The organism is Roseococcus sp., assembly GCF_965227005.1.
Lineage (GTDB): Bacteria > Pseudomonadota > Alphaproteobacteria > Acetobacterales > Acetobacteraceae > Roseococcus.
Genome location: NZ_CBDDFJ010000025.1, coordinates 1 through 22528, shown reverse-complemented (window position 1 = coordinate 22528; position 22528 = coordinate 1). Strand labels below are relative to the sequence as shown.

Annotated in this window: 25 protein-coding genes and 2 pseudogenes; 5 read left to right on the top strand and 22 right to left on the bottom strand. The window is 69.4% G+C overall.

Annotated elements, in window-relative coordinates; translation table 11 throughout:
* Nucleotides 1–29: 29 nt before the first annotated feature.
* The 5 genes from ACO057_RS13985 to ileS all read right to left on the bottom strand — a co-directional run bounded on the left by ACO057_RS13985 (nt 30) and on the right by ileS (nt 5405).
* Entirely contained in the window at nt 30–425 is a 396-nt protein-coding gene (locus ACO057_RS13985; RefSeq protein ID WP_421992724.1) for a hypothetical protein, read from the bottom strand.
* A complete protein-coding gene (locus ACO057_RS13980; RefSeq protein WP_421992722.1) occupies nt 422–1390 on the bottom strand; it encodes a 2-hydroxyacid dehydrogenase in 969 nt (322 codons plus the stop codon). Before ACO057_RS13980 ends, ACO057_RS13985 begins: the two co-directional genes overlap by 4 nt.
* Nucleotides 1391–1528: 138 nt before the next feature.
* Nucleotides 1529–2086 carry a DUF3035 domain-containing protein gene (locus ACO057_RS13975; RefSeq protein ID WP_421992720.1) on the bottom strand — a complete coding sequence of 186 codons (558 nt, stop codon included), beginning with the start codon at nt 2084–2086 and terminating at the stop codon, nt 1529–1531.
* Nucleotides 2083–2586 (bottom strand): signal peptidase II, encoded by a 504-nt coding sequence (gene lspA / locus ACO057_RS13970; protein WP_421992718.1) that lies wholly within the window; start codon nt 2584–2586, stop codon nt 2083–2085. The genes ACO057_RS13975 and lspA overlap by 4 nt, the downstream gene beginning before the upstream one ends.
* The gene (ileS, locus tag ACO057_RS13965; protein ID WP_421992716.1) at nt 2583–5405 is read right to left on the bottom strand and encodes an isoleucine--tRNA ligase; all 2823 of its coding nucleotides are present in this window, start codon (nt 5403–5405) and stop codon (nt 2583–2585) included. The genes lspA and ileS overlap by 4 nt, the downstream gene beginning before the upstream one ends.
* A 199-nt stretch (nt 5406–5604) precedes the next feature.
* Here ileS and ACO057_RS13960 point away from each other — a divergent pair, with 199 nt between their 5' ends.
* Complete coding sequence (locus tag ACO057_RS13960; protein WP_421992714.1) at nt 5605–5808, top strand: hypothetical protein; 204 nt, start codon at nt 5605–5607, stop codon at nt 5806–5808.
* Nucleotides 5809–5812: 4 nt separating this feature from the next.
* Here the strand turns inward: ACO057_RS13960 and ACO057_RS13955 are convergent, their stop codons facing one another.
* The 8 genes from ACO057_RS13955 to ubiA all read right to left on the bottom strand — a co-directional run bounded on the left by ACO057_RS13955 (nt 5813) and on the right by ubiA (nt 10373).
* Nucleotides 5813–6073: a hypothetical protein gene (locus ACO057_RS13955; protein ID WP_421992712.1), complete on the bottom strand. Its 261-nt coding sequence runs from the start codon at nt 6071–6073 to the stop codon at nt 5813–5815.
* A gap of 71 nt (nt 6074–6144) precedes the next feature.
* Nucleotides 6145–7074, bottom strand: coding sequence for a riboflavin biosynthesis protein RibF (ribF, locus tag ACO057_RS13950; RefSeq protein WP_421992710.1), 930 nt, complete (start codon nt 7072–7074; stop codon nt 6145–6147).
* A complete protein-coding gene (locus ACO057_RS13945; RefSeq protein ID WP_421992708.1) occupies nt 7071–7661 on the bottom strand; it encodes a TIGR00730 family Rossman fold protein in 591 nt (196 codons plus the stop codon). The genes ribF and ACO057_RS13945 overlap by 4 nt, the downstream gene beginning before the upstream one ends.
* Complete coding sequence (locus ACO057_RS13940) at nt 7658–8083, bottom strand: MaoC family dehydratase (RefSeq protein WP_421992706.1); 426 nt, start codon at nt 8081–8083, stop codon at nt 7658–7660. Before ACO057_RS13940 ends, ACO057_RS13945 begins: the two co-directional genes overlap by 4 nt.
* 66 nt (nt 8084–8149) lie before the next feature.
* Nucleotides 8150–8275, bottom strand: coding sequence for a hypothetical protein (locus tag ACO057_RS13935; RefSeq protein WP_421992704.1), 126 nt, complete (start codon nt 8273–8275; stop codon nt 8150–8152).
* Between the two features lie 288 nt (nt 8276–8563).
* Nucleotides 8564–8776 (bottom strand): hypothetical protein, encoded by a 213-nt coding sequence (locus ACO057_RS13930; RefSeq protein ID WP_421992702.1) that lies wholly within the window; start codon nt 8774–8776, stop codon nt 8564–8566.
* 8 nt (nt 8777–8784) lie between these two features.
* Complete coding sequence (locus ACO057_RS13925) at nt 8785–9429, bottom strand: class I SAM-dependent methyltransferase (RefSeq protein ID WP_421992700.1); 645 nt, start codon at nt 9427–9429, stop codon at nt 8785–8787.
* On the bottom strand, nt 9426–10373 hold the full coding sequence (ubiA, locus tag ACO057_RS13920; RefSeq protein WP_421992867.1) for a 4-hydroxybenzoate octaprenyltransferase: 948 nt from the start codon (nt 10371–10373) through the stop codon (nt 9426–9428). Before ubiA ends, ACO057_RS13925 begins: the two co-directional genes overlap by 4 nt.
* A gap of 92 nt (nt 10374–10465) precedes the next feature.
* Between ubiA and ACO057_RS13915 the strand changes: the two genes are divergently transcribed.
* The 4 genes and pseudogenes from ACO057_RS13915 to ACO057_RS13900 all read left to right on the top strand — a co-directional run bounded on the left by ACO057_RS13915 (nt 10466) and on the right by ACO057_RS13900 (nt 13475).
* Nucleotides 10466–10957 carry an RsmE family RNA methyltransferase gene (locus tag ACO057_RS13915; RefSeq protein WP_421992698.1) on the top strand — a complete coding sequence of 164 codons (492 nt, stop codon included), beginning with the start codon at nt 10466–10468 and terminating at the stop codon, nt 10955–10957.
* On the top strand, nt 10854–11093 hold the full coding sequence (locus ACO057_RS13910) for a 16S rRNA (uracil(1498)-N(3))-methyltransferase (protein ID WP_421992865.1): 240 nt from the start codon (nt 10854–10856) through the stop codon (nt 11091–11093). Before ACO057_RS13915 ends, ACO057_RS13910 begins: the two co-directional genes overlap by 104 nt.
* A gap of 24 nt (nt 11094–11117) precedes the next feature.
* Nucleotides 11118–12474, top strand: a pseudogene (locus ACO057_RS13905) (glutamate--cysteine ligase).
* Nucleotides 12475–12680: 206 nt separating this feature from the next.
* Entirely contained in the window at nt 12681–13475 is a 795-nt protein-coding gene (locus ACO057_RS13900) for an IS5 family transposase (protein WP_421992696.1), read from the top strand.
* An 80-nt stretch (nt 13476–13555) separates the two neighbouring features.
* On the opposite strand, the gene ACO057_RS13895 is transcribed toward ACO057_RS13900, so the two are convergent.
* The 9 genes and pseudogenes from ACO057_RS13895 to ACO057_RS13855 form a co-directional block, all read right to left on the bottom strand.
* Nucleotides 13556–14077 (bottom strand): YcxB family protein, encoded by a 522-nt coding sequence (locus tag ACO057_RS13895; protein ID WP_421992694.1) that lies wholly within the window; start codon nt 14075–14077, stop codon nt 13556–13558.
* A 115-nt stretch (nt 14078–14192) separates the two neighbouring features.
* Nucleotides 14193–16568 carry an HWE histidine kinase domain-containing protein gene (locus ACO057_RS13890; protein ID WP_421992692.1) on the bottom strand — a complete coding sequence of 792 codons (2376 nt, stop codon included), beginning with the start codon at nt 16566–16568 and terminating at the stop codon, nt 14193–14195.
* A 223-nt stretch (nt 16569–16791) separates the two neighbouring features.
* Nucleotides 16792–18366: an ABC transporter substrate-binding protein gene (locus tag ACO057_RS13885; protein WP_421992690.1), complete on the bottom strand. Its 1575-nt coding sequence runs from the start codon at nt 18364–18366 to the stop codon at nt 16792–16794.
* 136 nt (nt 18367–18502) lie between these two features.
* A complete protein-coding gene (locus ACO057_RS13880; RefSeq protein ID WP_421992688.1) occupies nt 18503–19012 on the bottom strand; it encodes a F0F1 ATP synthase subunit B in 510 nt (169 codons plus the stop codon).
* Entirely contained in the window at nt 19012–19509 is a 498-nt protein-coding gene (locus ACO057_RS13875; protein ID WP_421992686.1) for a F0F1 ATP synthase subunit B', read from the bottom strand. Before ACO057_RS13875 ends, ACO057_RS13880 begins: the two co-directional genes overlap by 1 nt.
* Nucleotides 19510–19623: 114 nt before the next feature.
* Nucleotides 19624–19848, bottom strand: a complete 225-nt coding sequence (locus ACO057_RS13870; protein WP_237217023.1) for an ATP synthase subunit C family protein — start codon at nt 19846–19848, stop codon at nt 19624–19626.
* A 51-nt stretch (nt 19849–19899) separates the two neighbouring features.
* Nucleotides 19900–20655, bottom strand: a complete 756-nt coding sequence (locus ACO057_RS13865) for a F0F1 ATP synthase subunit A (RefSeq protein ID WP_421992684.1) — start codon at nt 20653–20655, stop codon at nt 19900–19902.
* 21 nt (nt 20656–20676) lie between these two features.
* Nucleotides 20677–20970: an AtpZ/AtpI family protein gene (locus ACO057_RS13860; RefSeq protein ID WP_421992682.1), complete on the bottom strand. Its 294-nt coding sequence runs from the start codon at nt 20968–20970 to the stop codon at nt 20677–20679.
* 174 nt (nt 20971–21144) lie between these two features.
* Nucleotides 21145–22528: pseudogene (locus ACO057_RS13855) on the bottom strand (chromosome segregation protein SMC); the annotation flags it as partial.

The following is a 22528-nucleotide window of genomic DNA, read 5'->3' as shown; positions in this document are numbered from 1 at the left end:
AGGCTGTCATGCCCGGCCCCGCACCGGCCTCAGTCCACCGGACGATAGGCGCAGTCGAACTCGATCAGGCCACCGACCGTCTGGGCGTTGGGCGCTCCCGCCCCGCCTGGGCGCAGCGACAGGAGCACGACGTCCCGCCGCGCGTCGCCGCGCAGCTCGAAGGGGGCGGCCGGGCGGAGCACCCGCCAACCATGGACGTGCGGGAGGGGGCGCAGGGTCGCCGTCAGGATCCGGCCGCCCGCGTCCGGGGCGCGGAACTGGCCGCGATATTCCGCGCGGGCCGGGGATTCCGCGCTCACGGTGATGCGGTAGAAGGCCTCGGCGACGAGGGCGCCGCCGCAGAAGCTCCGCGACGCGGCGGCGGCGGGGCCGGCCGCCGCGACCATCGCCACGGCCGCCAGCAGGGCCGCGCGGGTGGCCGTCACTGCAGTTCGGGGATGACCCAGAGCGGCGCCTCGCCCCGCGCCACGCGCTGGCAATTGTCGAAGGCGTTGCGGAAGCGCGCCTGCTGGTTGTCCCAGGTCGGGCCGGCATAATGCGGCGTCAGGATCACGTTCTGCAGCTTGAAGAGCGGATTGTCCGTCGGCGGCGGCTCCTGGTCGAAGACGTCCAGGCCGGCGCCGGCGATCACCCCGCCCTCCAGCGCCGCGACCAGCGCCTTCTCGTCGATGACCGGCCCGCGCGAGGTGTTCACCAGATAGGCGCTGGGCTTCATGAGCGCGAGCTCCGCCGCGCCGATCAGGTGCCTGGAGCCGGGCGTCAGCGGCACGTGCAGCGAGACGAGGTCGGAGCTGCGGAGGATTTCGTTCAGCAGGCGGAAGCGGACATGCAGCGCATCCTCCTCGGCCTCGGAGACGCGGCGGATGTCGTAATACTGCACCCGCATGCCGAAGGCGTTCGCCAGCCGCGCCACCTTCTTGCCGATGGCGCCGAAGCCCACCAGGCCCAGCACCTTGTCGCGCAGCTCGAAGAGCTTGGTGGAGCCGGGGTTGTTGCCGCGCCAGCGCCCGCTGACGACGCTCTCATGCTGCCAGACCAGGCGGCGGCACACCGCCATCATCAGCATGATCGCGTGCTCGGAGACGGCCGTGGAATTCGCGCCGCCATTGTTGCAGACCGCCACGCCCGCGCCGCGCGCCGCCTCGATGTCCACCGTGTCGTAGCCAGCGGAAAGCAGCTGGAGGAGCTTCAGCTTCGGCGCGGCGGCATAGAAGCCGGCATCGATCGCCTTGTTGCCGAAGCCCACCAGGAAGTCCGCATCCGCCATGGCCGCCTTGAAGGCGTCGCTGCCGAGCGGGGCGATGGTCAGCTCCATCCCGGCCGGCGCGATCTCGCGCGCGGTGGGGATGTCGGACAGCGGGCTGTCCATCATGAGGATCTTGGGCGCCATGCGCGTGTTCTTCCTGGAATTTCCAGGGAGAGGATATCCCGGGCCGGGATTCCGGCAAGCCGGGCGCATGGCGGCGGCCCGGGGTATCGGGCCGGGAGATGTCAGGGGGCGAGAGGGGCGGAGCCCCTCAGCCTCTCCCTACCAGAGCGACCAGCCCGTGAACCAACCCTGACGCACGGGCTGGATGACCGGCGTCTGGCCTTCGGAGACCGGACGGCCCAGCGCCGCGTTCTCCCGCAGGCGCTGCGCCTCGCGAGCCGGATCCACCGGCGTGCCGGGCGCGGGCTGCTCGCGCCAGAACAGCACGCGGTCGACGACGTTGCGATCGGTGCGGTCGAGACGCATGCTTTCCGCATCGACCTGGTTGCGGATGCTGTCGGGCACCTCGCGGCCGCCCTGGGCCAGTAAAGCGCGCTCGCCGGCGCTGCGCGCGCCGGCATTCGCCGTGGCGGACACGCCGCCCGGCACCAGGGCCAGCTCGGCCTGCTGCTGGGTCGTCATCTCCTGCGGACGGGCCGCGCCGGGACGCGGCGAGGGCAAGTTGCCCAGGCTCGGCGGCATGGAGAGCGGGGCGCGGGTGGTCACCCGGAACTCGTCCGGCGCATCGCGCGTGAGGCCGAAATTGCGCGCCGTGTCGGAGCCGCAGCCCGCGAGCAGGGCGCCGAGGGCGAGCATTGGAACCAGGGGCTTCATCATGGCGCCTCTTTGCGCTGGGTTTCGGGCCGGATCAAGGCGTCTGCCACAAGGGCGAGGACGCCGCAGACGATGGCCGCGTCGGCGAGGTTGAAGACATACCAATGCCATCCCGCGGCGTGAACGTCCACGAAGTCGACCACGGCGCCGAAGCGGAAGCGGTCGATCACATTGGCGACCGCCCCGCCGATCACCGCGCCCAGGGCATAGGTGACGAGCCGGGTCTCGGCGCGGGCGAGCCAGCGGAGGAGAAAGCCGGCCACGACCAGGGCCAGCACGGCGAGGATGAGATGGTTCCAGCTCCCCTGGCCCGAGAAGAGGCCGAAGGTGACGCCGCGATTCCACACCATGGTGAGGTCCAGCCCCACGGGGCCCAGCATCAGGACCGGGATGTTGCGCACCTCCTCCAGGCGCACGACCTCCAGGATCCACCATTTGCTGAGCTGGTCGGCGACCAGCAGCAGCAGGCCGAAGAGGACGCCGGTGCGCAGGGGCCGGCTCATGCGGGCAGGCTCTCCACGACGTCCTCGCAGCGCAGGCAGAGCGTCGGATGCGCGGCGGACCCGCCCACTTCCGGCAGCACGCGCCAGCAGCGCTCGCACTTGGCGCCGGCCGCGGGAACGACCTCGAGGGCGACCTCGGGACCGGCCGCGATGGCCGCCTGGGAGACAATGAGGATCTCGGCCCATTCCTCGGCCGAGAGAGTGGCCGCGGCATCGCCCTCGGGCACGGTCAGCGCGACCGAGGCCTGGAGCGAGGAGCCGATGGTGCCGTCGCGGCGCTGGTCCTCGAGGCTCGCGGTCACGAGGCGGCGGGTGCGGCGGATGTCGTTCCACTTGGCCGCCAGCGCCTCGTCGCGCCACTCGGCCGGCAGGGTCGGGAATTCCTGGAAGTGGATGCTCTCCGCGCCTTCGCCGAAGCGCGACAGCCAAGCCTCCTCGGCCGTGAAGCAGAGCACGGGGGCGAGCCAGGCGCAGAGGCAGCGGTGCAGCTGGTCGATCACCGTCCGGGCGGCCCGGCGGCGCGGCGAGGCGGCCGCGTCGCAATAGAGGCTGTCCTTGCGGATGTCGAAGTAGAAAGCGCTGAGATCGGTCGAGCAGAAGGCGTGGATCTCGGGCAGCACGCCGCTCCAGTCGTAATCGGCGACGGCCTTGCGGATGCGCGAATCGAGCTCCGTCAGGCGGTGGAGAACCCAGCGTTCCAGCTCGGGCATCTCCGAGACCGGCACGCGCTCGGCCTCGTCGAAGCCGGCGATGTTGCCGAGCAGCCAGCGCAGGGTGTTGCGCATGCGGCGATAGAGCTCGGCCTGCTGTTCCAGGATGCCCTTGCCGATGCGCAGGTCCTCGGCCGTGTCGGAATTCATCACCCAGAGGCGCAGGATATCGGCGCCGTATTTGGTGATGACCTCCTGCGGGGCGGTGACGTTGCCGAGCGACTTGGACATCTTCCGCCCGCCCTCGTCGAGGACGAAGCCGTGGGTGAGGATGGCCTTGAAGGGGGCCACGCCGCGCGAGCCGATGGCCTCCAGCAAGGAGGACTGGAACCAGCCGCGATGCTGGTCCGAGCCTTCGAGATAGAGGTCGGCAGGGAAAGGCAGGTCGCGCGGGGGAAGGACGAAGGCGTGGGTCGAGCCGCTCTCGAACCACACGTCCACGATGTCCATCACCTGCTCGTAGTCGTCGGGATTGCGGTGGTTGCCGAGGAAGCGCGCGGCAGCCCCCGGCTGGTACCAGGCGTCGGCGCCCTCGGTGCGGAAGGCCTCGACGATGCCGTCCATCACGGACTGCTCGCGCAGCACCTCGCCGCTCTTCTTGTCCACGAAGACGGCGATGGGCACGCCCCAGGCGCGCTGACGCGAGATGCACCAGTCCGGCCGGCCGGCGACCATGCTGCCGATGCGGTTGCGGCCGGCATCGGGCACGAAATGCGTGGCGGCGATGGCGTCCAGCGCCTTGCGGCGGATCTCGTTGCCGTCGTCCATGGCGATGAACCACTGCGGCGTCGCGCGGAAGATGATCGGCTTCTTGGAGCGCCAGCTATGCGGGTAGCTGTGCGTCATCTTCGACTTGGCGACCATGTTCCCGGCCGCCTCGACGGCCGCATAGACGGCGTCATGCGCCTTGAAGACGTGCAGCCCCTCGAAGCCCGGCGCGTGGTGGGTGAAGGTGCCGTCGTCGTTCACGGTCTCGGGGACGGGCAGGCCATGGGTGCGGCCGAGGTTGAAGTCGTCCTCGCCATGGCCGGGCGCGATATGGACGAAGCCCGTGCCGGCCTCGGTCGTGACGAAATCGCCGGGCAGGACCGGCACGTCGAAGTCGTAGCCGTGCCCGCGAAGGGGATGCGCGGCGATGGCGCCTTCCAGCGCCGTTCCCTTCACGATCTGCTTCACGACATGGGCAACGAGGCCCGCATCCTCGGAGAATTTCGGCAGCAGCGGCAGGGCGACGATGACGGTCTCGCCGGGCCTGAGATGGCTGCCCTCGCGGACATCGGCCACATGCACGATCGCGTAGTCGATCTCCGGCCCATAGGCGACGGCACGGTTGCCCGGGATGGTCCAGGGCGTCGTCGTCCAGATGACGATGGAGGCGCCGGCGAATTCGCCCGAGACCAGCGGGAAGCGCGCCCAGAGCGTCGGGCTCACATGGTCGTGGTACTCGATCTCGGCCTCGGCGAGCGCGGTCTTCTCGACCGGGCTCCACATCACCGGGCGCAGGCCGCGATAGAGCGAGCCGTTCATCAGGAACTTGCCGATCTCGCCGGCGATCACCGCCTCGGAGGGGAAATCCATGGTGGCGTAGCGGTCGGGCCAGTCGCCGGCCACGCCCAGGCGCTCGAACTCCTCGCGCTGCACGCCCAGCCAATGCGCGGCATAGGCGCGGCACTCGGCGCGGAACTCCAGCACCGGCACGTCGTCCTTCTTGCGGCCGCCCTGGTACTTGCCCTTGGGGTTGCGGTACTCCTCCTCGACCTTCCACTCGATGGGAAGGCCGTGGCAGTCCCAGCCGGGGATGTAATTGGCGTCCTTGCCGGCCATCTGGGCCGAGCGGTTGACGACGTCCTTCAGGATCTTGTTGAGCGCGTGGCCGATGTGCAGCGGGCCGTTCGCATAGGGAGGGCCGTCATGCAGCACGAATTTCGACTTGCCGGCGGAACGCGCGCGCAGCGTCTTCCAGTTTTCGGCATCGGCCCACTTCCTGAGCAGCGCCGGCTCGCGCCTGGGCAGGTCGGCCTTCATGGGGAAGGCGGTCGCGGGCAGGAAGACCGTCTTGCGGTAGTCGCGCGGGGCGGTCTTGGTTTCGTCCACGGGTGCGTCGTTCATCGGGGTTCTCGTGCGCGGCCGGTTCTCAGAGAATGCGGCGCGGAATAAAGGGACGTGCGGGCCTGATCCCGGCCTTCAGGGGAAGGCCGGGCCGGGAATTCGGCCAGGATCTCGGAGCGTCCGGAGCGCGCGCATGGGGGGAGATATGCGGATGTCGGGGGGTGCCGGTCAAGCGCCGGAACGGAAGGGCAGCTGCGTGATGCGGGCGAACCGCAGCTTCGGGCGGGATCTGGTCCCCTGCCCCGGCCTGCGCGCCCTGCTGGAAACGCCGGCCGCGCGCATCGGCGTCTTCGACGACCTGCGCCTGGGCCAGACCAGCCGGCGGCTGGTGCTCACCTCGCCGGCGGAGGGCGCGGTGATCGCCGAGGCCTGCCCGGCCTGCGGGGCCAGGCTCGCCGGTTAGACGCTCAGTCTTCTTCGGAGCGCTGCCAGCCGGGCAGGAAACAGGGCGTCTGGCCGATCTGGAGCATGACGGCGCGTTCGCTGCCGAGCGTCATCTCGGGCGTCAGATAGGGCACGGCCTCCAGCTCGTAGGTGAGGCGCAGGGCCTGGCCGGTGCCGGTGAGGTCGAGATCGAGGACGTAGTCCTGGCCATAGGCCTCCAGGGTGGTGGTCCCCACCAGCTCGATGCCGTCCTGGACCTTCAGATAGACGTTCATGACTTCCAATCTCCACGCTCCTGAGAGCGTTAAGAATCGGGAGCGGAAATGGATGCATCCGCCCGGCGCGGTTTGCGGAATTATTTCCCGAGAAGCCGCCGCGCTTCCTGCGCATCGGCCTGGATCTGCGCCACCAAAGCCGGGAAATCCGGGAATTTGCGCTCCTCGCGGAGGAAGTGGACCAGCGCCACGCTCAGCTCCTGGCCGTAGAGATCCTCGGCGAAATCGAAGAGATGCGCCTCCAGCCGCGAGACCGGATCGCCCCCCAAGGTCGGCCGCCGCCCCAGATTGGCGACGCCCTTGACCATCCGCCCGTCGGGCAGCCGGGCCAGGACCGCATAGACCCCGCGCGCCGGCTCCAGATGCCGCCCGAGGGGGATATTGGCCGTGGGGAAGCCGATGGTGCGACCGCGCGCATCGCCATGCGTGACCGGCCCGACGATCTCGAAGTCGCGCCCCAGCATGGCCGCCGCGCGCTCGGGATAGCCGTCCTGCAGCAGGCGGCGGATGCGGGTGGAGCTGATCGTCCCCTCGCCGTCCGTCACATGCGGCACGATGGTCAGCCCGATGCCGTTCGCCTCGGCGAAGGCGGCGAGCAGATGCACGTCCCCGCCGCGACGATGGCCGAAGGCGAAGTCCGGCCCGCAGGTGAGATGGCGGACCCCCAGCGCCCCGGCCAGCACATCCCGGCAGAAATCCTCCGCCGACATGGCCGCCAGTTCGGCGCCGAAGGGCAGCGCGATGATGTGGCGCGCGCCGTGCGCGCCCAGGATCGCGGCCTTGGCCGGCAGCAGGGTCAGGCGGAAGGGCGGGTCGTCGGGGCGGAAATGCTCCCGCGGATGCGGCTCGAAGGTGAGCGCGCCGAGGGTGAGGTCCGGCCGCGCCTGATGGGCGGCGGCCAGGACGGCCAGGTGGCCCAGATGCACGCCGTCCAGATTGCCCAGCGCCAGGGTCGCGCCCCGCGCGGCCTCGGGCAGGCCGCGCCAGTCGGAATGGGTCTGCGCGCTCATACCTGGGTCTGCGTCATCCAGCGGGTGACCTGGGGCGGCTCCCAGCCGGCCAGCAGGTCCAGCGCCTGGTCCGGCTGATGGGCCCGCAAGGCGAGGCCGGCATGCTGCGGGCGGATGAAGCCCTCGCCTTCCATGCGCTCCAGCAGCGCGAAATAGGGCGCCCAGTAGTCGTGGGTGTCCAGGAAGACCAACCCCTTGCCGTGGATGCCCAGCTGCGACCAGGACTGGATCTCGACCGCCTCCTCCAGCGTGCCGATCCCCCCGGGCAGCACCACGAAGCCGTCGGAGAGATCGTTCATCAGCGCCTTGCGGACATGCATCGAGGGCACGACGCGCAGATCGGTGACGCCGCCATGGCCGAGCTCGCGGTCCATCAGCGCCTCGGGGATGACGCCAATCACCTCGGCCCCGCCGCGCAGCGCCGCATCGGCCACCACGCCCATCAGCCCGACCTTGCCGCCGCCATAGACGAGACCGAGGCCGCGCTTCGCGATCGCCGTCCCCAGCGCGGCGGCGAGGCGGGCATGGTCGGGGCCGTGGCCCGGCTGGGCGCCGCAGAAGACGCAGACCCGCTTCACCTCGGTCATGCGGCCTCCCGGCTCGGGACGAGCATCACGGCCTCGCCATCGATCACCCGCTTGCCCTCGACGGTGCAGAGCGTCTTGAGCGTCACCCATTTGCGGCGGGCGTCCATCTCGGTGACGGTCACCTGGGCGGTGACGGTCGCGCCGATGCGCACCGGCGCGCGGAACTTCAGGCTCTGGTTGAGATAGACGCTGCCCGGCCCCGGCAGCCGCGTGCCGAGCACGGTGGAGATCAGGCTGGCCGAGAGCATCCCATGCGCCACCCGCTCCTTGAAGACGGTGGTCGCGGCATATTCGGCGTTGATGTGGACGGGGTTGGTGTCGCCCGAGACGGCCGAGAAAAGCAGGACGTCGGCCTCAGTGATGGTCTTGGCGAAACTGGCGGTCTGACCGACCGAAAGATCCTCGAAAAACTGCGCATCCATAGCCAACCGGGCCCTCCGTCTGTGCCGCCATGTCTAGCCCAAAGCCGGCGGAGGGGAAACGCGTCCCTAGCGCGAGGTCTGGCCGGTCAGCCGCCCCTGGGCGTCGTAATGGCGCACGGTGCCACCCGAGACCTCCGACCGGCCGGTCGAGCGGCCCTGGGCGTCGTAATGGCGCGAGACGTCGCCGTTCACCTCGGTCCGTCCGGTGCTTCGGCCCTGGGCGTCGTAGCTGCGGATGGTGTCGCCGCTGCGCTCGCTGCGGCCCGTGCTGCGTCCCTGGGCGTCGTAGTCGCGCTGGGTCGTGCCGCTGTACTCGCTGCGGCCGGCGCCGCGGCCCTGGGCGTCATAGCGGCGCGTCGTATCGCCGCTCGTCTCGGAGCGGCCGAGGGAGCGGCCCTGCGAGTCGTAGTCGCGTCTGGTCTGGGCGGCGGCCGGCAGGGCCAGGATCAGCGCGGCGAGGAGGAGGAATATTCGGATGGCTCAGCCCTCCCGCTCCGCCTCTCGCTCGTCGTCTTCCTCGGTCACGGCGGCCGGGGCGCCGCGCGTCGTCTGAGGACCGTCCTCGCCCTGATGCGCCCGGTCGAGCGCGCTGCGCGGGCCGGCATCGCGCCCGCTGGCGGGTGCGACGGGAAGGGAGAGCAGCAGGGCTGCCAGATATGCGGGCCACATGATGGAGCGGAGCTTTCCGGTCATCCGTGTTCTCAAAAAGGCAGTAATCGGGCGATTACAACCTTTCTTTCACGTCGATCCTCAAGTTCGAGTGTTGTGGGCACGGTGTGGCGGGAATGCTCCACCATTCCCTCGCGCGGCAGATAGGCCCGGCCGGGATCCGCCAGCAGCACGGTCGCCTCCCGCGACATGGCCCGCAGCCAGGGCATGATATGGGCCGTCATCGGCGCCTCGTAGCAGACGTCGCCCGCCAGGATGACGTCCCAGCGGCAAGGCGCGCCCACCACATCGCCGTCCAGGGCCAGGATCTCGACGCCGTTCAGCGCCGCGTTCAGCCCGATGGCGGCGATGGCGAGCGGATCGATCTCGGCGGCCTCCACGCTGGCCGCGCCCATCTGCGCCGCCACGATCGCCGCGACTCCGCAGCCCGAGGCGAAGTCCAGCACGCGCCTGCCCGCGACCAGGCCGGGATCGGCCTGCATCGCCAGACCGAGCGCCACGCTGCCCGGCCAGGCGAAGGCCCAGAAGGGCGGCTCCATGCCGTGCTGTTCGAGGAAGGCCTCGCTGGCCTGCCAGATGGGCGTGATCTCGGTGGCGAGGTGCAGCGGGATGCCCGGCAGCAAGGGCGACTCGGCGATGGCGGTCTGGGCGCGGATGAAGCCGGCGGCGTCGCTCACAACCGGCCCAGCAAGAGGGCCAGCGCCACCAGCAGCCCGGCATCGCGATTGGCCTTGAAGAGCGTCAGGCAGAGCGCGGGATCATGGATGTCCAGCGCGCGGATCTGGTGGGCCAGGGCCGCCGCCGGCAGCAGCAGGCCCGGATAGAACCAGGGCGAAAGCCCGGCGATCCATCCCGTCAACGCCAGCAGCAGGATCGCCGACCCGTAGCAGGCGACGAGGAAGGGCCGCGTCCGTTCGCCGAAGGTGAGCGCGGTGGAGCGGATGCCCACCAGCGCGTCGTCCTCGCGGTCCTGATGGGCATAGATCGTGTCGTAGCCGAGGATCCAGGCGATGGTCGCCGCATAGAGCGCCAGCACTGGCAGGCCCAGCGGCGCGCCCGCCGCCACCGGCCCCATCAGCGCGCCCCAGCCGAAGGTGAAGCCCAGCACCAGCTGCGGATAATCGGTCACGCGCTTGGCCAGGGGGTAGAGGAGAATCGGCAGCAGCGAGCCCACGCCCAGCCAGATGGAGGCCGCGTTCAGCTGCAGCAGCACCGCCAGCCCGATGGCGCAGAGCAGGGCCAGGAAGGCCACCGCCTGGCGCGGCGACACCGCGCCCGAGGCCAGCGGCCGGCCCCGCGTGCGCTCCACCTTGCGGTCGATCTCGCGGTCCCACAGGTCGTTCACCACGCAGCCCGCGCCGCGCATCACGAAGGCGCCGAGGAGGAACAGGAAGGTCAGCCACAGCCCCCTGCCCCAGCCCGGCGCGAAGAGCGTGATTCCCCAGAGCCCGGGCAGGAAGAGCAGCCAGCTGCCGATCGGGCGATCGGCCCGCATGAGCAGCGCATAGGGCTGCCAGCCGGCCGGCAGCCGCGCGACCCAGCCGGCGGTGCGGATGTCGGTATAGCCTGGGACGGCGGGGTTCTCTTGCACGGGCGCATGCAGCACGGCACATCGGGCCATGTCCATCCCTCGCATCCACGCCCCCTGGCCCCCTCGAAGAGGGCGTCGAGATCGCCCTGACGCCGGCCCAGGCCCATCACATCGGCCATGTCATGCGCCGCGCGCCGGGGGCGGAGCTGCGCGCCTTCAACGCCACCGACGGCGAATTCGCCGCCGAGCTCACCGCCATCCGCAAGGATCGCGGCGCCATGCGCCTGGGAGCGCGGCTGCGCGCGCCCTCCCCCGAGCCCGAGCTGCGCGCCCTCATCGCGGCGCTGAAGCGCGAGGCCATGGACTGGGCCGTCGAGAAGGCCGCCGAGCTCGGCGCCACCGTCATCCAGCCCGTGCTGACGCGCCATTGCGTGGCCGACCGCAGCAACACCCTCCGCCTGGCCGGCATCGCCCGCGCCGCGGCCGAGCAATGCGAGCGCCTTTCCGTCCCCGGTCGTCGAGGAGTCGCGCCCGCTGCATGCCGTGCTCGACGCCTGGGACGGCGCGCCGCTGCTGGTCGCCGCCGAGCGCCGCGACGCCCCGCCGCTGCACGCCGCGCTGGCGGGCCTGCGGGCGCCCTGTGGCTTTCTGGTCGGTCCCGAGGGGGGCTTTGACCGACCCGAACTTGACGATCTGGCCCGGCGTCCCTTTGTTACGCTTACCACGCTTGGGCCGCGCATCCTGCGCGCGGAGACGGCGCTGGTCGCGGGACTTGGAGCGATCTCCTTGTCTCTCGACGTCCAAGGCTAGTCTCCAGGAATAGAAAGCGCCCCCATGTCCAATCCCGGCCAGGCTGATCCCACGCCGATCACCTCCGCGCGTCAGCTCGCCGACTGGTTCGCCTCGGGCTCCAAGCCCCGCTCCGAATGGCGGATCGGCACCGAGCACGAAAAGATCGGCTTCCGCCGCACCGATTTCACGCCGCCCGACTACGAGCATGAGGGCATCCGCGCGATGCTCGAGGGCATCAGGGCCAAGGGCTGGGAGCCCATCCATGACGGCGCCAATGTCATCGGCCTGACCAAGGACGGCAGCTCCGTCAGCCTGGAGCCGGGCGGGCAGTTCGAGCTCTCCGGCGGCCCGCTGGAGGACCTCCACGCGACGCGGCTGGAGACGGCCGCGCATCTGCGCGACGTGCATGAGATCGCGGGGCCGCTCGGCCTCGGCTTCGCGGGCATCGGCTTCAATCCGGTCGTCCGGCGCGAGGACATGCCCTGGATGCCCAAGAGCCGCTATTCCATCATGCGGCGCTACATGCCGCTGAAGGGCAATCTCGGCCTCGACATGATGCTGCGCACGGCCACCGTGCAGGTGAATCTCGACTTCGGCGACGAGGCCGACATGGTGGAGAAGCTGCGCGTCTCGCTGGCGCTGCAGCCGCTCGCCACCGCGCTCTTCGCCAGCTCGCCGCTGCGCGAGGGCAAGCCCTCCGGCTACAAGTCGCTGCGCGGCCATGTGTGGTCCGACACCGACCCCGATCGCACGGGAATTCCCGGCCTCGTCTTCGAGGAGGGCTTCGGCTTCGAGCGCTTCGCCGAATTCGCGCTGGACGTGCCGATGTACTTCGTCGCGCGCGACGGAAAGCTGCACGACGTGGCCGGCCAGAGCTTCCGCCGCTTCATGACCCGGGGACCCGACGGGGGCCTGGACGGGCTGCGGGGCGTGGAGGCGACCATGGGCGATGTGGCCGACCATGTGACCACCCTCTTCACCGAGGTCCGCCTCAAGAAGTTCCTGGAGATGCGCGGCTCGGACGCCGGCAGCGAGGCGATGCTGCTGGCCGAGCCCGCCTTCTGGGTCGGCCTCATCTACGACGACGCCGCGCAGAAGGCCGCCCGCGCGCTGACGAAGGACTGGAGCGTGGCGCAGATGCACGCGCTGCGCGCCGAGGCGCCGAAGCTCGCTCTGGACGCGACCATCGCCGGCCCGCAGCCTGCGCGACGTGGCGCGCGACGCACTCGCCATCGCCGAAGGCGGGCTGAAGGCGCGCGGCCTGGGCGAGGAGGCCTATCTCGCGCCGCTGCACGAGATCGTGGAGAGCGGGATGACGCAGGCCGATCGCATCCTGCAGCAGTTCCACGGGGCCTGGCGCGGGGATGCGTCCAGGGCCTTCGGGTTCATGGAACTCTGATCCGGTGGGCGGCGGGTCCCAGAGCTTTTTCCGATCGGACAGGCTCACTTCAAAAGCTCTGGCCCGTTGTTTTTCGAGCATCTTCACCCGATCAGGCGAAGCAGCCTGATCGGGATCTGCTCTTAGTGACCGTTTGAGAATGGGTTGGCGCGGCTTGGTTGTGGTGATTCAAGCTCGGGATGTGAACCCGAGAGACGCGCCGCCGAATGGCCGAGATTGCCCGCAAGACGAAGCGCTACCCGTCTGATCTGACGGATGGGGAGTGGGCGCAGGTCGAGCCGCTGATGCCGAAGCCGCCGAGACGGGGCAGGAAACCATCAGTGGACCTGCGCGAGATGCTGAACGCGATCCGCTATCTGGCGCGCTCGGGCGGAGGCTGGCGGATGCTGCCGATCCACTTCGGGCCATGGCAGACCGTCTATTGGTGGTTCCGCCGCTTCGTGCGGCGCCTGCTGTTTCGCACGATCCACGACGTGGCGCTGATGCTGGATCGCGAGGCGGCGGGGCGGGAGGCAAGCCCCAGTGGCGGGGTTCTCGACAGCCAGACGGTGAAAGCGCCCTTCGCCGAGGTGCGAGGCTATGACGGAGGCAAGCGGGTCGTCGGACGCAAGCGCCATGTCGCCGTGGACACGGATGGGCGGCTGCTCATGGTCCATCTCACCACGGCCGATGTGTCGGACAGCGCAGGCGCCCAGATGATCCTCGCCGCCATTCCAAAGCGCTGGCCTTGGCTGAAGCACCTCTTCGCGGATGCGGGCTACGACCGAACGAGGCTGATGGACAAGGCGGCCTTCCTCGACTTCGTCGTCGAGATCGTCAGACGCTCAGATCCGAAGGGGTTCCATATCCTCCCGAGGCGCTGGGTGTTGGAGCGGACCTTCGGATGGATGATCCGCTGGCGCCGCCTGGTTCGAGACTACGAGCAACGCCTCGACGTCTCAGAAGCCATGATCCACCTCGCCATGGGTGCCCTCCTCCTGCGAAGGATCGCCCATCCCTGAATTCTCAAACGGTCACTAAGTGCTGCCTTCAGAATCACGATTCTCTTGTATCTGACGGCGCTCGACCTACGCTTCTGTCCTTATGCGCGCTTGACGTTGGCTTCCACGACTTGCCTGATGTCATCGACTTGGGCGGTTGTCAGTATCCGCTTTGGCAGCATGTTAAAGATGCGTGGCCCCTGATACAGGAGGATCACCTTGTCGTCCTCTGCCCATTTCATGTAGTCGCCCCAGGCAATGTTCCAGTCACCTTGCTGCGCGATGCTCCTAAAGCCTTCGGCTGACCATGAAACTGTCATCGGGTGCTGGAGGACTTTCTGGGCCGCGTAGGCCTTGCGGGCAAAAATGGCCGCGCCGACGAAATATTGGAAGAACGGCAACGCAATCACGACCGCGAAGCCGATATAGACGGCTGGCGCAAAAGGCGCATCGTGCATCTGCAATGACGGTACGAAAAAGATGCCAAGCAGCAGGGCTGCGAAGCCCAACCAGGAAATAAGCGGCCAGCATGAGGTCAAGTACTTCAAAATGAACAGCTTGTTGGCCGCGACATAGTCATCGGCGGTCAAGGTAAGGGTGACACTGCGGTTCAGATCGTTCATGGCCTACCAGTATCCGGTTTGCATGGTCGCGCCCCCCGACCACGGGCCTCCCGTGTCCACATCCCAAGCTTGAAGCATCCCCGCCGAGCCCTGCCAAGCCTTTCTCAAACGGCGACTAAGCGGCCCCGCTCATCTCGAAGCTCAGCTCGCAGACCAGCCCATCCGGCTCCCAGCGCAGCTGCATCCTGCCGCCGAGCCGGTTCTCGAAGGTCTGGCGGATGAGCTGCGTGCCGAAGCTCTGATGCGCCGGCGGCCCGTCCAGCCGCGGGCCGCCGATCTCGCGCCAGACCATCTGCACCGTCGTCCCCTCGATCCACCAGGTCACCTCAAGCCGGCCGCCCGGCGCCGAGAGCGCGCCGTATTTCGCGGCATTGGTGGTGAGCTCGTGCACCGCCATCGACAGCGGCTGCGCCACCTCCGAGCCCAGCATCACGGGCGGCCCCGAGAGCGCGACGCGCGCCTCGCCAAAGGGCGCGAGCTCGTGCTGGACCAACTCCTTCAGCTGCGCGCCCTTCCAGCGATATTGGCTGAGCAGCGTCATGGTTCGTGCCAGGGCCTGCACCCGGCCCTCCATGATCTGGACGAAGGTCTCGGGCGTGTCGGCCGTGGTCACGCGCAGCAGGCCCGAGACGATGGCCAGCGCGTTCTTGGCGCGATGCTCCACCTCATGGGCCAGCAGGGCCGTCTGCTCCTCGGCCAGCTTGCGCTCGGTCACGTTGTAGGCGACGCCCAGCAGCCGCGAACCGGGCCTGCCGTCGAGCGGCACGCGCCGCGCCTGGGCGGTGATCCAGATGGTTTCGCCCTCGCCTTCCGGCCCCTCGTCGGCACGCGGCCGGCGGATGCGGAATTCGCAGCGGAAGGTGCCATGGCGCTGCGCGCGCGCCATCTCGCGCCGCACCTTGCCGCGATCGGCCGGGTCGATCCGCGCGACCGTCGCCGACACGTCGGGCTGGCCCGCCTCGGGATCGAAGCCCCAGAGCTCGATCATCATGCGCGACCAGTTCAAGGTGCGCGCCTCGGAATTCCACTCCCAGGTGCCGACGCCCGCCGCCTCCTGCGCCAGGCGCAGCCGCGCATCGCTCTCGGCCAGCGCCTGCTCGGCGCTGCGCAGCGGCGTCACATCGACATGGGCGCCGCGCATGAGCAGGGCGCGCCCATGCTCGTCGCGTTCGATCTCCCCGCGCGCGGCGATCCAGCGCGTCTCGCCGGTCGCCGTCACGATGCGGTAGCTCTGGGAATATTCGGTGACGGCGCTCGTATCGGAGATCGCGTGCAGGAAATGCCCTTCGGCGCGCGCGCGGTCGTCGGGATGCAGGCGCCTGACCCAGTTCTCGTGCTTCTCCTCCGCCGGCGACCGCGCCTCGCCCTGCAGCTCCATGTATTCGCCCGAACGGCGATTGACCCCGGTGCGCAGGTCGATCTCGAAGGTCGCGACGAGGCCGAAGCGCGCGGCGCGCTGAAGGCGATCGGCGCTGCGCTCCACATCGTCCTCGAGGCCGGAATTGATCGCGTCGAGCCGCAGCTGGTCACGCCGCACGCGCAGCGCCAGCAGCAGCAGCAACAGCGCCGCGGGAATGCCCAGCAACAGATGGCTGACCATCTGCTGGCCCCAATGCGCGACGATCTTCGATGTCGGCCGAAGGCTCACCGCATAGATCGGGAAGCCCTCGATCCGGCGCACCGCGTTCAGGCTGGAGAAGCCCTCGACGCTCGAGATCGTGCGATAGGTCCGCGCGCTCTCGCCGCTCGCCACCGCCGCATGGAAGGCCCGATCGCGCGGGATGGGCGGCAGCAGGCCATCCTGGCCGATGGTTCTGCTGAGGATGTAGCCGTCGTCGCGGACCAAAGCGAGCATGTCGCCCTCCGGCCCGAGCAGCCGGCGCATGCCCTCGGCCAGCGAGCTGGGGCGGATCGCCAGGAAGATCAATCCATCGAAGGCGCCGGGCTCCAGGTTGTCGTTGCCGGTGCCCACGCGCCTTCGGCCGACGGCGAAGAGGAGCTGGCTCGCGACGCGGCCCAGGAAGGGCCGGCTGACATAGGTGGACGGCGCGTCCTCCGCGCGGAGCGCGATGAAATAATCCCGGTCCGTCACGTCTATGTCGCGCGGCACGGGATAGAGATTGCTCGCGACGAGCGGATGGCCGTTGCGGTCGAGCACGAAGGCCAGGTCGGCCTGCGGCAGCTCCTCCACCATCGCGCCCAACTCGTCGTGCCAGCGCCGCTCGTCCTCGGAGATGGTGCGGTCGGAGAGGCCGCGCAGGCGCTCGTTGATGCGCCCGACCGCCACGGCCTGGGCCTCCAGGACCCGCGCGGCGTATTCGGCGCCGGCATCGGCCGTGCGGCTGAGCTGCAGCGTGGCGTCCTCGATCGCCGTGCGCCAGCTCAGCCAGGCGCCGCCGGCCAGGGTGACGATGGGCACAAGCACCGCGGCGAAGGGCAGCAGAAGCGCGAAGCGCGTGCGGCGGCTGCGAAGGGGAAAGGGCGCCGGCATCGGTTCGTGGAGCGGAGGCGCCTTGCCGGTACCACGAAGGGGGGTGGTGGCCGTCGAGCTATCCACGCGGCTCACCTTACTTCCCCGCTTCTCACCGGTACTCGACCGGCCGCATTCAAGGCGCAGTCAGGGGCATCGACCCCTTCGTGTCAAGCAAAGTCAGGCCTGCCGGCCTGGGAACGTTCCGCAAGCGCCCACGGGGGGTGCTTGCGGGATTGCCGGCTCAGTTGCCGACGCGCACCAGGCGCAGCGGGAAGCCGTTATCGGCCTGCTGCTCCAGCTGCACCGTCGTCCGCGCCGCCCAGACCACCTGCTGCTGGTGCAGCGGGATGTAGAGCGCCTCGTCGCGGATGATGTTGGAGGTCTGCGTGATCAGCTCCTGCCGGCGGGCCGGATTCGCCTCGACGGCGATCTGGTCGATGAGCGAGTCCAGCTGCGGGTGGGAGAAGCCGCCGTTGTTGAACATGCCCCGCGTGCCGTCGCGCGTGCCGGCCAGATTGAACAGCGCGTTGTGCGCGTCATAGGTGTTGGGCGTCCAGCCGAGCAGGTAGAAGCTCGTGTTGAAGCGCGGCGCATTCACCTCGGCGAAGTAGCGCACGCGGGTCTGCGCGGCGAGCGTGACGCGCACGCCGATGCGGGCGAGCATGGCGACCGCGGCCTGGCAGATGCCCTCGTCGTTCACGTAGCGGTCGTTCGGGCAGTCCATCGTGACGCCGAAGCCGTTCGGGTAGCCGGCCTCCGCCAGCAGCCGCTTCGCGCCGTCGACGTCGAGCGGCAGGCGCTGGTCGTTGGCCTCGAGGAAGCCGTTCACGCCGGGTCCGAAGATCTGCCCGGTGGGGCGCGACTGCCCGCGCATGACGCGCGAGCGGATCGCCTGGATGTCGATGGCCTGGTACATCGCCCGGCGCACGCGCACGTCCTGGAAGGGATTGCGCCCGCGCACGTCGCTCTTCAGCAATTCGGCGCGGTTCTGGTCCATGCCGAGATAGATGGTGCGCAGCTCCGCGTTCTGGATCACGCGCAGGCCCGCGGTGCTGCCGATGCGCGGCATGTCCTGCGGCGGCACCGTGTAGATCATGTCCACCTCGCCCGAGAGCAGGGCGGCCACGCGCGTCGCGTCATTGGCGATCACGTTGAACTCGATCCGGTCGAGGTTATGGACCGGCGTGTCCCACCAGTTGGGGTTGCGCGTCAGCACCGTGCGGCGGTCGGGCTCGCGCGAGGCGAGCAGGAAGGGGCCGGTGCCCATGGCGTTGCGGGTGGCGAAGTTCTCCTCGCGCGAGGTGAGGTCGGCCACGCGCTGGGCGTTATTCCGTTCCAGCCAGGCCTTGCTCATGATGCCGAAGCTGGTGATCTCCTCGGGGAAGATCGGATTGGGCAGCTTGGTCGTGACGACGACGGTGAAGTCGTCAGGCGCGGTCACCTGGTCGACGGAGGCGAAATAGGCCGCGATGTTCGAGCCGGGGCCCCGGGCGCGCGCGATCGAGAAGACCACATCGGCCGCCGTGAAGGGCGAGCCGTCGGAGAACTTGACGCCGCGGCGCAGGTGGAAGCGCCAGGTCGTCGGGTCGACCTGCTCCCAGCGCTCGGCGAGCGCGGGCTCGAGGCGCAGCTGCGGGTTCCGGCGGATCAGCGGCTCGTAGATGTTCGAATTGAAGGTGAGAAGAAAGGTCTCGGACCGCGTGTAGGGGTCCATGGAATTGACGTCGCCGTCATTGGCCCATCGGAAGGTCGCCGCCTGAGCGGAGATCGCGAGGCCGGCCGCGAGCAGCGTCGCGGCGAGGAAAGGGCGGATCATTCTGGTCTCCCGATTGTGGACGTCGCGGGAGGCTAGCCTTGGCTTGGGAATGCGTCGAGGGATTGCCGGGGGAGCGCCCAAACGAAAAAAGGGGGCCGCGAGGCCCCCTTGGTCACGCCCCGATCGGTGGAGCGTCTCAGGCGGCCTTGAAGGCCGCCGGCAGGCTGGAGATCGCGCTGTCCACCAGCGGCGCGTCGGCCGCGGCGGTGTGCTTCTGCGCGATGATGTCGCGCACCGCGGCGGTCGCGATCTCGGCGGCCGCATTGCGGACCTCGGTCACGGCGCTGGCCTCGGCCGCGGCGATGCGGTCCATGGCCATCCGCTCGCGGCGGCGGGCGGAGGCTTCGGCTTCCGCCTTGGCGGCGGCGGCCACGCGCTCGGCCTCGGCCTTGGCACGCTCCAGCATCGCGGCGGAGTCCTTGATCGCCTGCTCGCGCTCCTTGCGGGCGGCGGCCATCATCGCCTCGGCCTCGGCGCGGAGGCGGCTGGCCTCCTCGAGCTCGGCCTTGATGCGCGCGCCGCGGCCATCGAGCATCTGCGTCGCCTTGGTCCAGGCGAGCTTGCCGAACAGGACGATGAAGATGACGAAGCTGACCGCGACCCAGAACTTCGGGTCGAGATAGAAGTGTTCGTAGTGATGGGCCATCAGACCGCTCCCTGGCTGGCGGCGCGATCGACCGCGGCGGCCACGTCATTGGCGGGGGCTGCGACGGAGAGACGGGCCAGCATGGCCGTCGCCGTCTCGCCGGCCACCTGGCGCAGCGCGCCCATGGCCTGGTCCCGCGCGGCGCGCACCTGGGCCTCGGCCTGGGCGACCTGGGCGGACAGACGCTCGTTGATCTCGGTCGCCTGCTTGGCGGCGGCCAGCTGGGCCTCGACCATGGCGGCCGAAATGGCGGCATGGGCCTCGGCACGGGCGGCGGCGGAAGACGCGCGCAGCTCGGCCAAAGCGGCCTCACCGGCGGACTGCGCGTCGCGCGCGGCATTCAGATCGGCCGTGATGCGCGCAGCGCGCTCATCCAGGACCGAAGCGACCCCCGGAAGGGCGTAGGTCTTCAGCACGTAGTAGAGCAGGCAGAAGATGATGAGCAGCCATACCAGCTTGCTCATCATCAGCGGATTGGCGAAATCGAGCTGCGGCATGGCGGTGTTCCTGTGGTGGGGCAAATTCCGGCCGGACGATGACGACCGACGCGGAAAATGCGACCAGATGCTGAGGCCGGAGAGGCCGGGGCATGACGCCCCGGCCCAGCGAGCTCAGGCGAACAGGATCAGGAAGGCGATCAGCAGCGCGAAGAGCGCGACGGCTTCCGTGAGGGCGAAGCCGAGAATGCCGATCGGGAAGACGGCATCGCGGGCGGCGGGGTTACGCGCAACGCTCGTGATCAGCGCCGAGAAGATGTTCCCGATGCCGAGGCCGACGCCGAACAGCGCGATAACGGCGATACCGGCTCCGAGAGCCTTGGCGGCAGCAACTTCCATGTTCTCAATCCTTCTGTTTGCTGAGAAGCGGTAGGTGGGCAGACGGTCCGCTTAGTGCAGGTGGACAGCGTCGTGGAGGTAGATGCAGGTGAGGATCGCGAACACATAGGCCTGCAGGAACGCGACCAGCACTTCGAAGCCGACGAGCACGACGTTGATCGCGAGCGGCATAATGGAGAGGAACGGTCCAACCGTGCCCAGGCCGGCCAGCATCACGATGAAGGTCGCGAAGACCTTCAGCATCACGTGACCCGCGACCATGTTCGCGAAGAGACGGATGCTGAGGCTGATCGGGCGGGAGAGGTAGGAGACGATCTCAACCGGGATGATGATGGGCGCGAGCCAGAGCGGCGCGCCCTCGGGGAAGAAGTAGCCGAAGAACTTCATCCCATGCAGCGACAGCGCCACCACCGTGATCAGCACGAAGACGAGCGCGGCCATCACGAAGGTCACGCTGATGTGGCTGGTGTAGGTGAAGGCGTAGGGGAAGAGGCCGAGCATGTTGCCGAAGAGGATGAACATGAACAGCGTGAAGACGAAGGGGAAGAAGCGGCGGCCTTCGGGACCGACCTGCGAAACCACCATGTCGTCGATGAAGCCGTAGGCGCTTTCGGCCAGGCTCTGGAAGCGGCCGGGCACGATGGCGCGGCGACGCATGCCGAGCACCATCATGAGCACGATCAGCGCGCCCGCGATGACCATGTGCATATTGGATTGTGTGAATCCGACCGAGGCGCCGATCGTTCCGCCGACGGTACCCAGCTCGAACTGGCTGAGCGCGTCGATCGCTTTCCCTTCAACGGCCACCAGGCACCTCTTCGAACCAGATTACTTGCGCGCACCAGGCCGGGGCGTGAACAGCCTATAGACGTTCAGCATCCCCGCGGCGGCCCCCAGAAAGAACATCACCAGGAAGAGCCAGGGCGAAGTGCCGAGCCACTTGTCGAGCATGAGGCCGAGCCCCACTCCGACAATCAGCGCGGAGACGATCTCCACGCCGGCCCGAAGACCAAACCCCCAGGTGGAAGGCAGGGCTCCTTTCGAGGCCTCGGGCTTGTCGAGACCTTGTCGGTCCCGAGCGGCCTTGAGGCGCGTCTCGAAGGAATTGCGCTCGTCCACCATAGGCTCCTCCCTGACTTTGTTTTCGCTGGAAGGCGAGGCTGGCTCTATGGCGGCGGGGCATGACTGTCAAGCGCATGAACCCGTTGAAAGGCGGCGTTTCCGGCGGGGAACGGGTGAATGTGGCGATCGTTGCGCGAAAGGGTCGCGCAGGCCACGAATTTGCCCCGGTAAGGCCTATCCCTCGGCCATGGCGACGGCCTGTCCGAGGTCGACCGAGAGCAGCCGCGAGACTCCGCGCTCCTGCATGGTGACACCGAACAGACGGTTCATCCGCGCCATGGTCAGCGCGTGGTGGGTGACGACCAGGAAGCGCGTGCCGGTGCCCGACATGGTGTCCAGCAGGTCGCACAGTCGCTCGACATTGGCGTCGTCCAGCGGCGCGTCCACCTCGTCCAGCACGCAGACCGGCGCGGGGTGGCAGAGGAAGACGGCGAAGATGAGCGACAGCGCCGTCAGCGCCTGCTCCCCGCCCGAGAGCAGCGACAGGGCTGAGAGCTTCTTGCCCGGCGGCTCGGCATAGATCTCGAGGCCCGCCTCCAGCGGGTCCTCGCTGCCCACCAAGGCGAGATGCGCCCTGCCCCCGCCGAAGAGCTTGCCGAAAAGTTGCCGGAACTCGCGGTCCACCTGGTCGAAGGTGACGCGCAGCCGCTCGCGCGCCTCGCGGTTCAGATGGCCGATGGAGCCGCGCAGCTTGGCGATGGCCGAGGTCACCTCCTCGCGGTCCTTCACGATCTGGGCGATGCGCGCCTCCAGCTCCTCCAGCTCGCCCTCGGCGCGGAGGTTCACCGGACCCATCTCCTCGCGCTCGCGGGCCAGGCGCTCGGCGCGGCGGCGCGCGCGGTCCTCGGCGGTGTCGGAGACGTCCTGGGGTGGGGTGGGCAGCTCGGGCGTCTCGCCGAAGCGCTCGGCGATGCGTGCGGCGAGCGCCGTTCCGGCCTGGATGGCCGATTCACCGGCGGCCTCGGCGCGCAGCGCGGCCTCGCGGGCGGCAGCGAAGGCCGAATCGGCCGTGCGGCGGGTCTCGTCGCGCTCGCGGGCGCGGGATTCGGCAAGATCGAGGGCGGCCCGGGCGGCGAGATGCGCCGCCTCGCTCGATTCGAGACGGCGGGTGGCCTCCGCCTGCGCCTCGGCGACGCGCTCGGGCAGGCGGCGGGCCTCGTCGCGCCGGCGGGTGGCCTCCTCGCGGCGGGCTTCCAGGGCGGTGAGGCGGCTCGCGGCATCGGCCAGGCGCTGGGCCCAGGCCGCGCGCTCGGCGATCGCGGATTCGCGGCGCAGGGCCAGGGATTCGCGCTCGCCCTGCAGGGCCAGGACCTTGCCGCGCGCCTCGGCGGCGCGGCTGCGGATGCCGGCCAGCGCCAGGCGCGCCTGATCCACCTCCGACCGCGCGACGCCCAGGTCCGGCAGCGCCGTACGGGCCGCGCGGGCGCGCTCCAGCGCCTCGCCGGATTCGCCCGCCTCGGCGCCGACGCGCTCCTGTTGGGGGGCCAAAGCGGCGATCTGGGCCAAAGCGGTCGCGTTGCGGCTACGGAGCGAGGCCTGCTCGGTCCGGGCGGCGGCC

Coding starts and splice junctions, on each gene's coding strand:
- ACO057_RS13980 (WP_421992722.1), bottom strand. CDS start 1,390: ATGGCGCCCAAGATCCTCATGATGGACAGCCCGCTGTCCGACATCCCC.
- ACO057_RS13975 (WP_421992720.1), bottom strand. CDS start 2,086: ATGATGAAGCCCCTGGTTCCAATGCTCGCCCTCGGCGCCCTGCTCGCG.
- lspA (WP_421992718.1), bottom strand. CDS start 2,586: ATGAGCCGGCCCCTGCGCACCGGCGTCCTCTTCGGCCTGCTGCTGCTG.
- ileS (WP_421992716.1), bottom strand. CDS start 5,405: ATGAACGACGCACCCGTGGACGAAACCAAGACCGCCCCGCGCGACTAC.
- ACO057_RS13960 (WP_421992714.1), top strand. CDS start 5,605: ATGCGGGCGAACCGCAGCTTCGGGCGGGATCTGGTCCCCTGCCCCGGC.
- ribF (WP_421992710.1), bottom strand. CDS start 7,074: ATGAGCGCGCAGACCCATTCCGACTGGCGCGGCCTGCCCGAGGCCGCG.
- ACO057_RS13945 (WP_421992708.1), bottom strand. CDS start 7,661: ATGACCGAGGTGAAGCGGGTCTGCGTCTTCTGCGGCGCCCAGCCGGGC.
- ACO057_RS13940 (WP_421992706.1), bottom strand. CDS start 8,083: ATGGATGCGCAGTTTTTCGAGGATCTTTCGGTCGGTCAGACCGCCAGT.
- ACO057_RS13930 (WP_421992702.1), bottom strand. CDS start 8,776: ATGACCGGAAAGCTCCGCTCCATCATGTGGCCCGCATATCTGGCAGCC.
- ubiA (WP_421992867.1), bottom strand. CDS start 10,373: ATGGCCCGATGTGCCGTGCTGCATGCGCCCGTGCAAGAGAACCCCGCC.
- ACO057_RS13915 (WP_421992698.1), top strand. CDS start 10,466: ATGCGCCGCGCGCCGGGGGCGGAGCTGCGCGCCTTCAACGCCACCGAC.
- ACO057_RS13900 (WP_421992696.1), top strand. CDS start 12,681: ATGGCCGAGATTGCCCGCAAGACGAAGCGCTACCCGTCTGATCTGACG.
- ACO057_RS13895 (WP_421992694.1), bottom strand. CDS start 14,077: ATGAACGATCTGAACCGCAGTGTCACCCTTACCTTGACCGCCGATGAC.
- ACO057_RS13890 (WP_421992692.1), bottom strand. CDS start 16,568: ATGCCGGCGCCCTTTCCCCTTCGCAGCCGCCGCACGCGCTTCGCGCTT.
- ACO057_RS13885 (WP_421992690.1), bottom strand. CDS start 18,366: ATGATCCGCCCTTTCCTCGCCGCGACGCTGCTCGCGGCCGGCCTCGCG.
- ACO057_RS13880 (WP_421992688.1), bottom strand. CDS start 19,012: ATGGCCCATCACTACGAACACTTCTATCTCGACCCGAAGTTCTGGGTC.
- ACO057_RS13875 (WP_421992686.1), bottom strand. CDS start 19,509: ATGCCGCAGCTCGATTTCGCCAATCCGCTGATGATGAGCAAGCTGGTA.
- ACO057_RS13870 (WP_237217023.1), bottom strand. CDS start 19,848: ATGGAAGTTGCTGCCGCCAAGGCTCTCGGAGCCGGTATCGCCGTTATC.
- ACO057_RS13860 (WP_421992682.1), bottom strand. CDS start 20,970: ATGGTGGACGAGCGCAATTCCTTCGAGACGCGCCTCAAGGCCGCTCGG.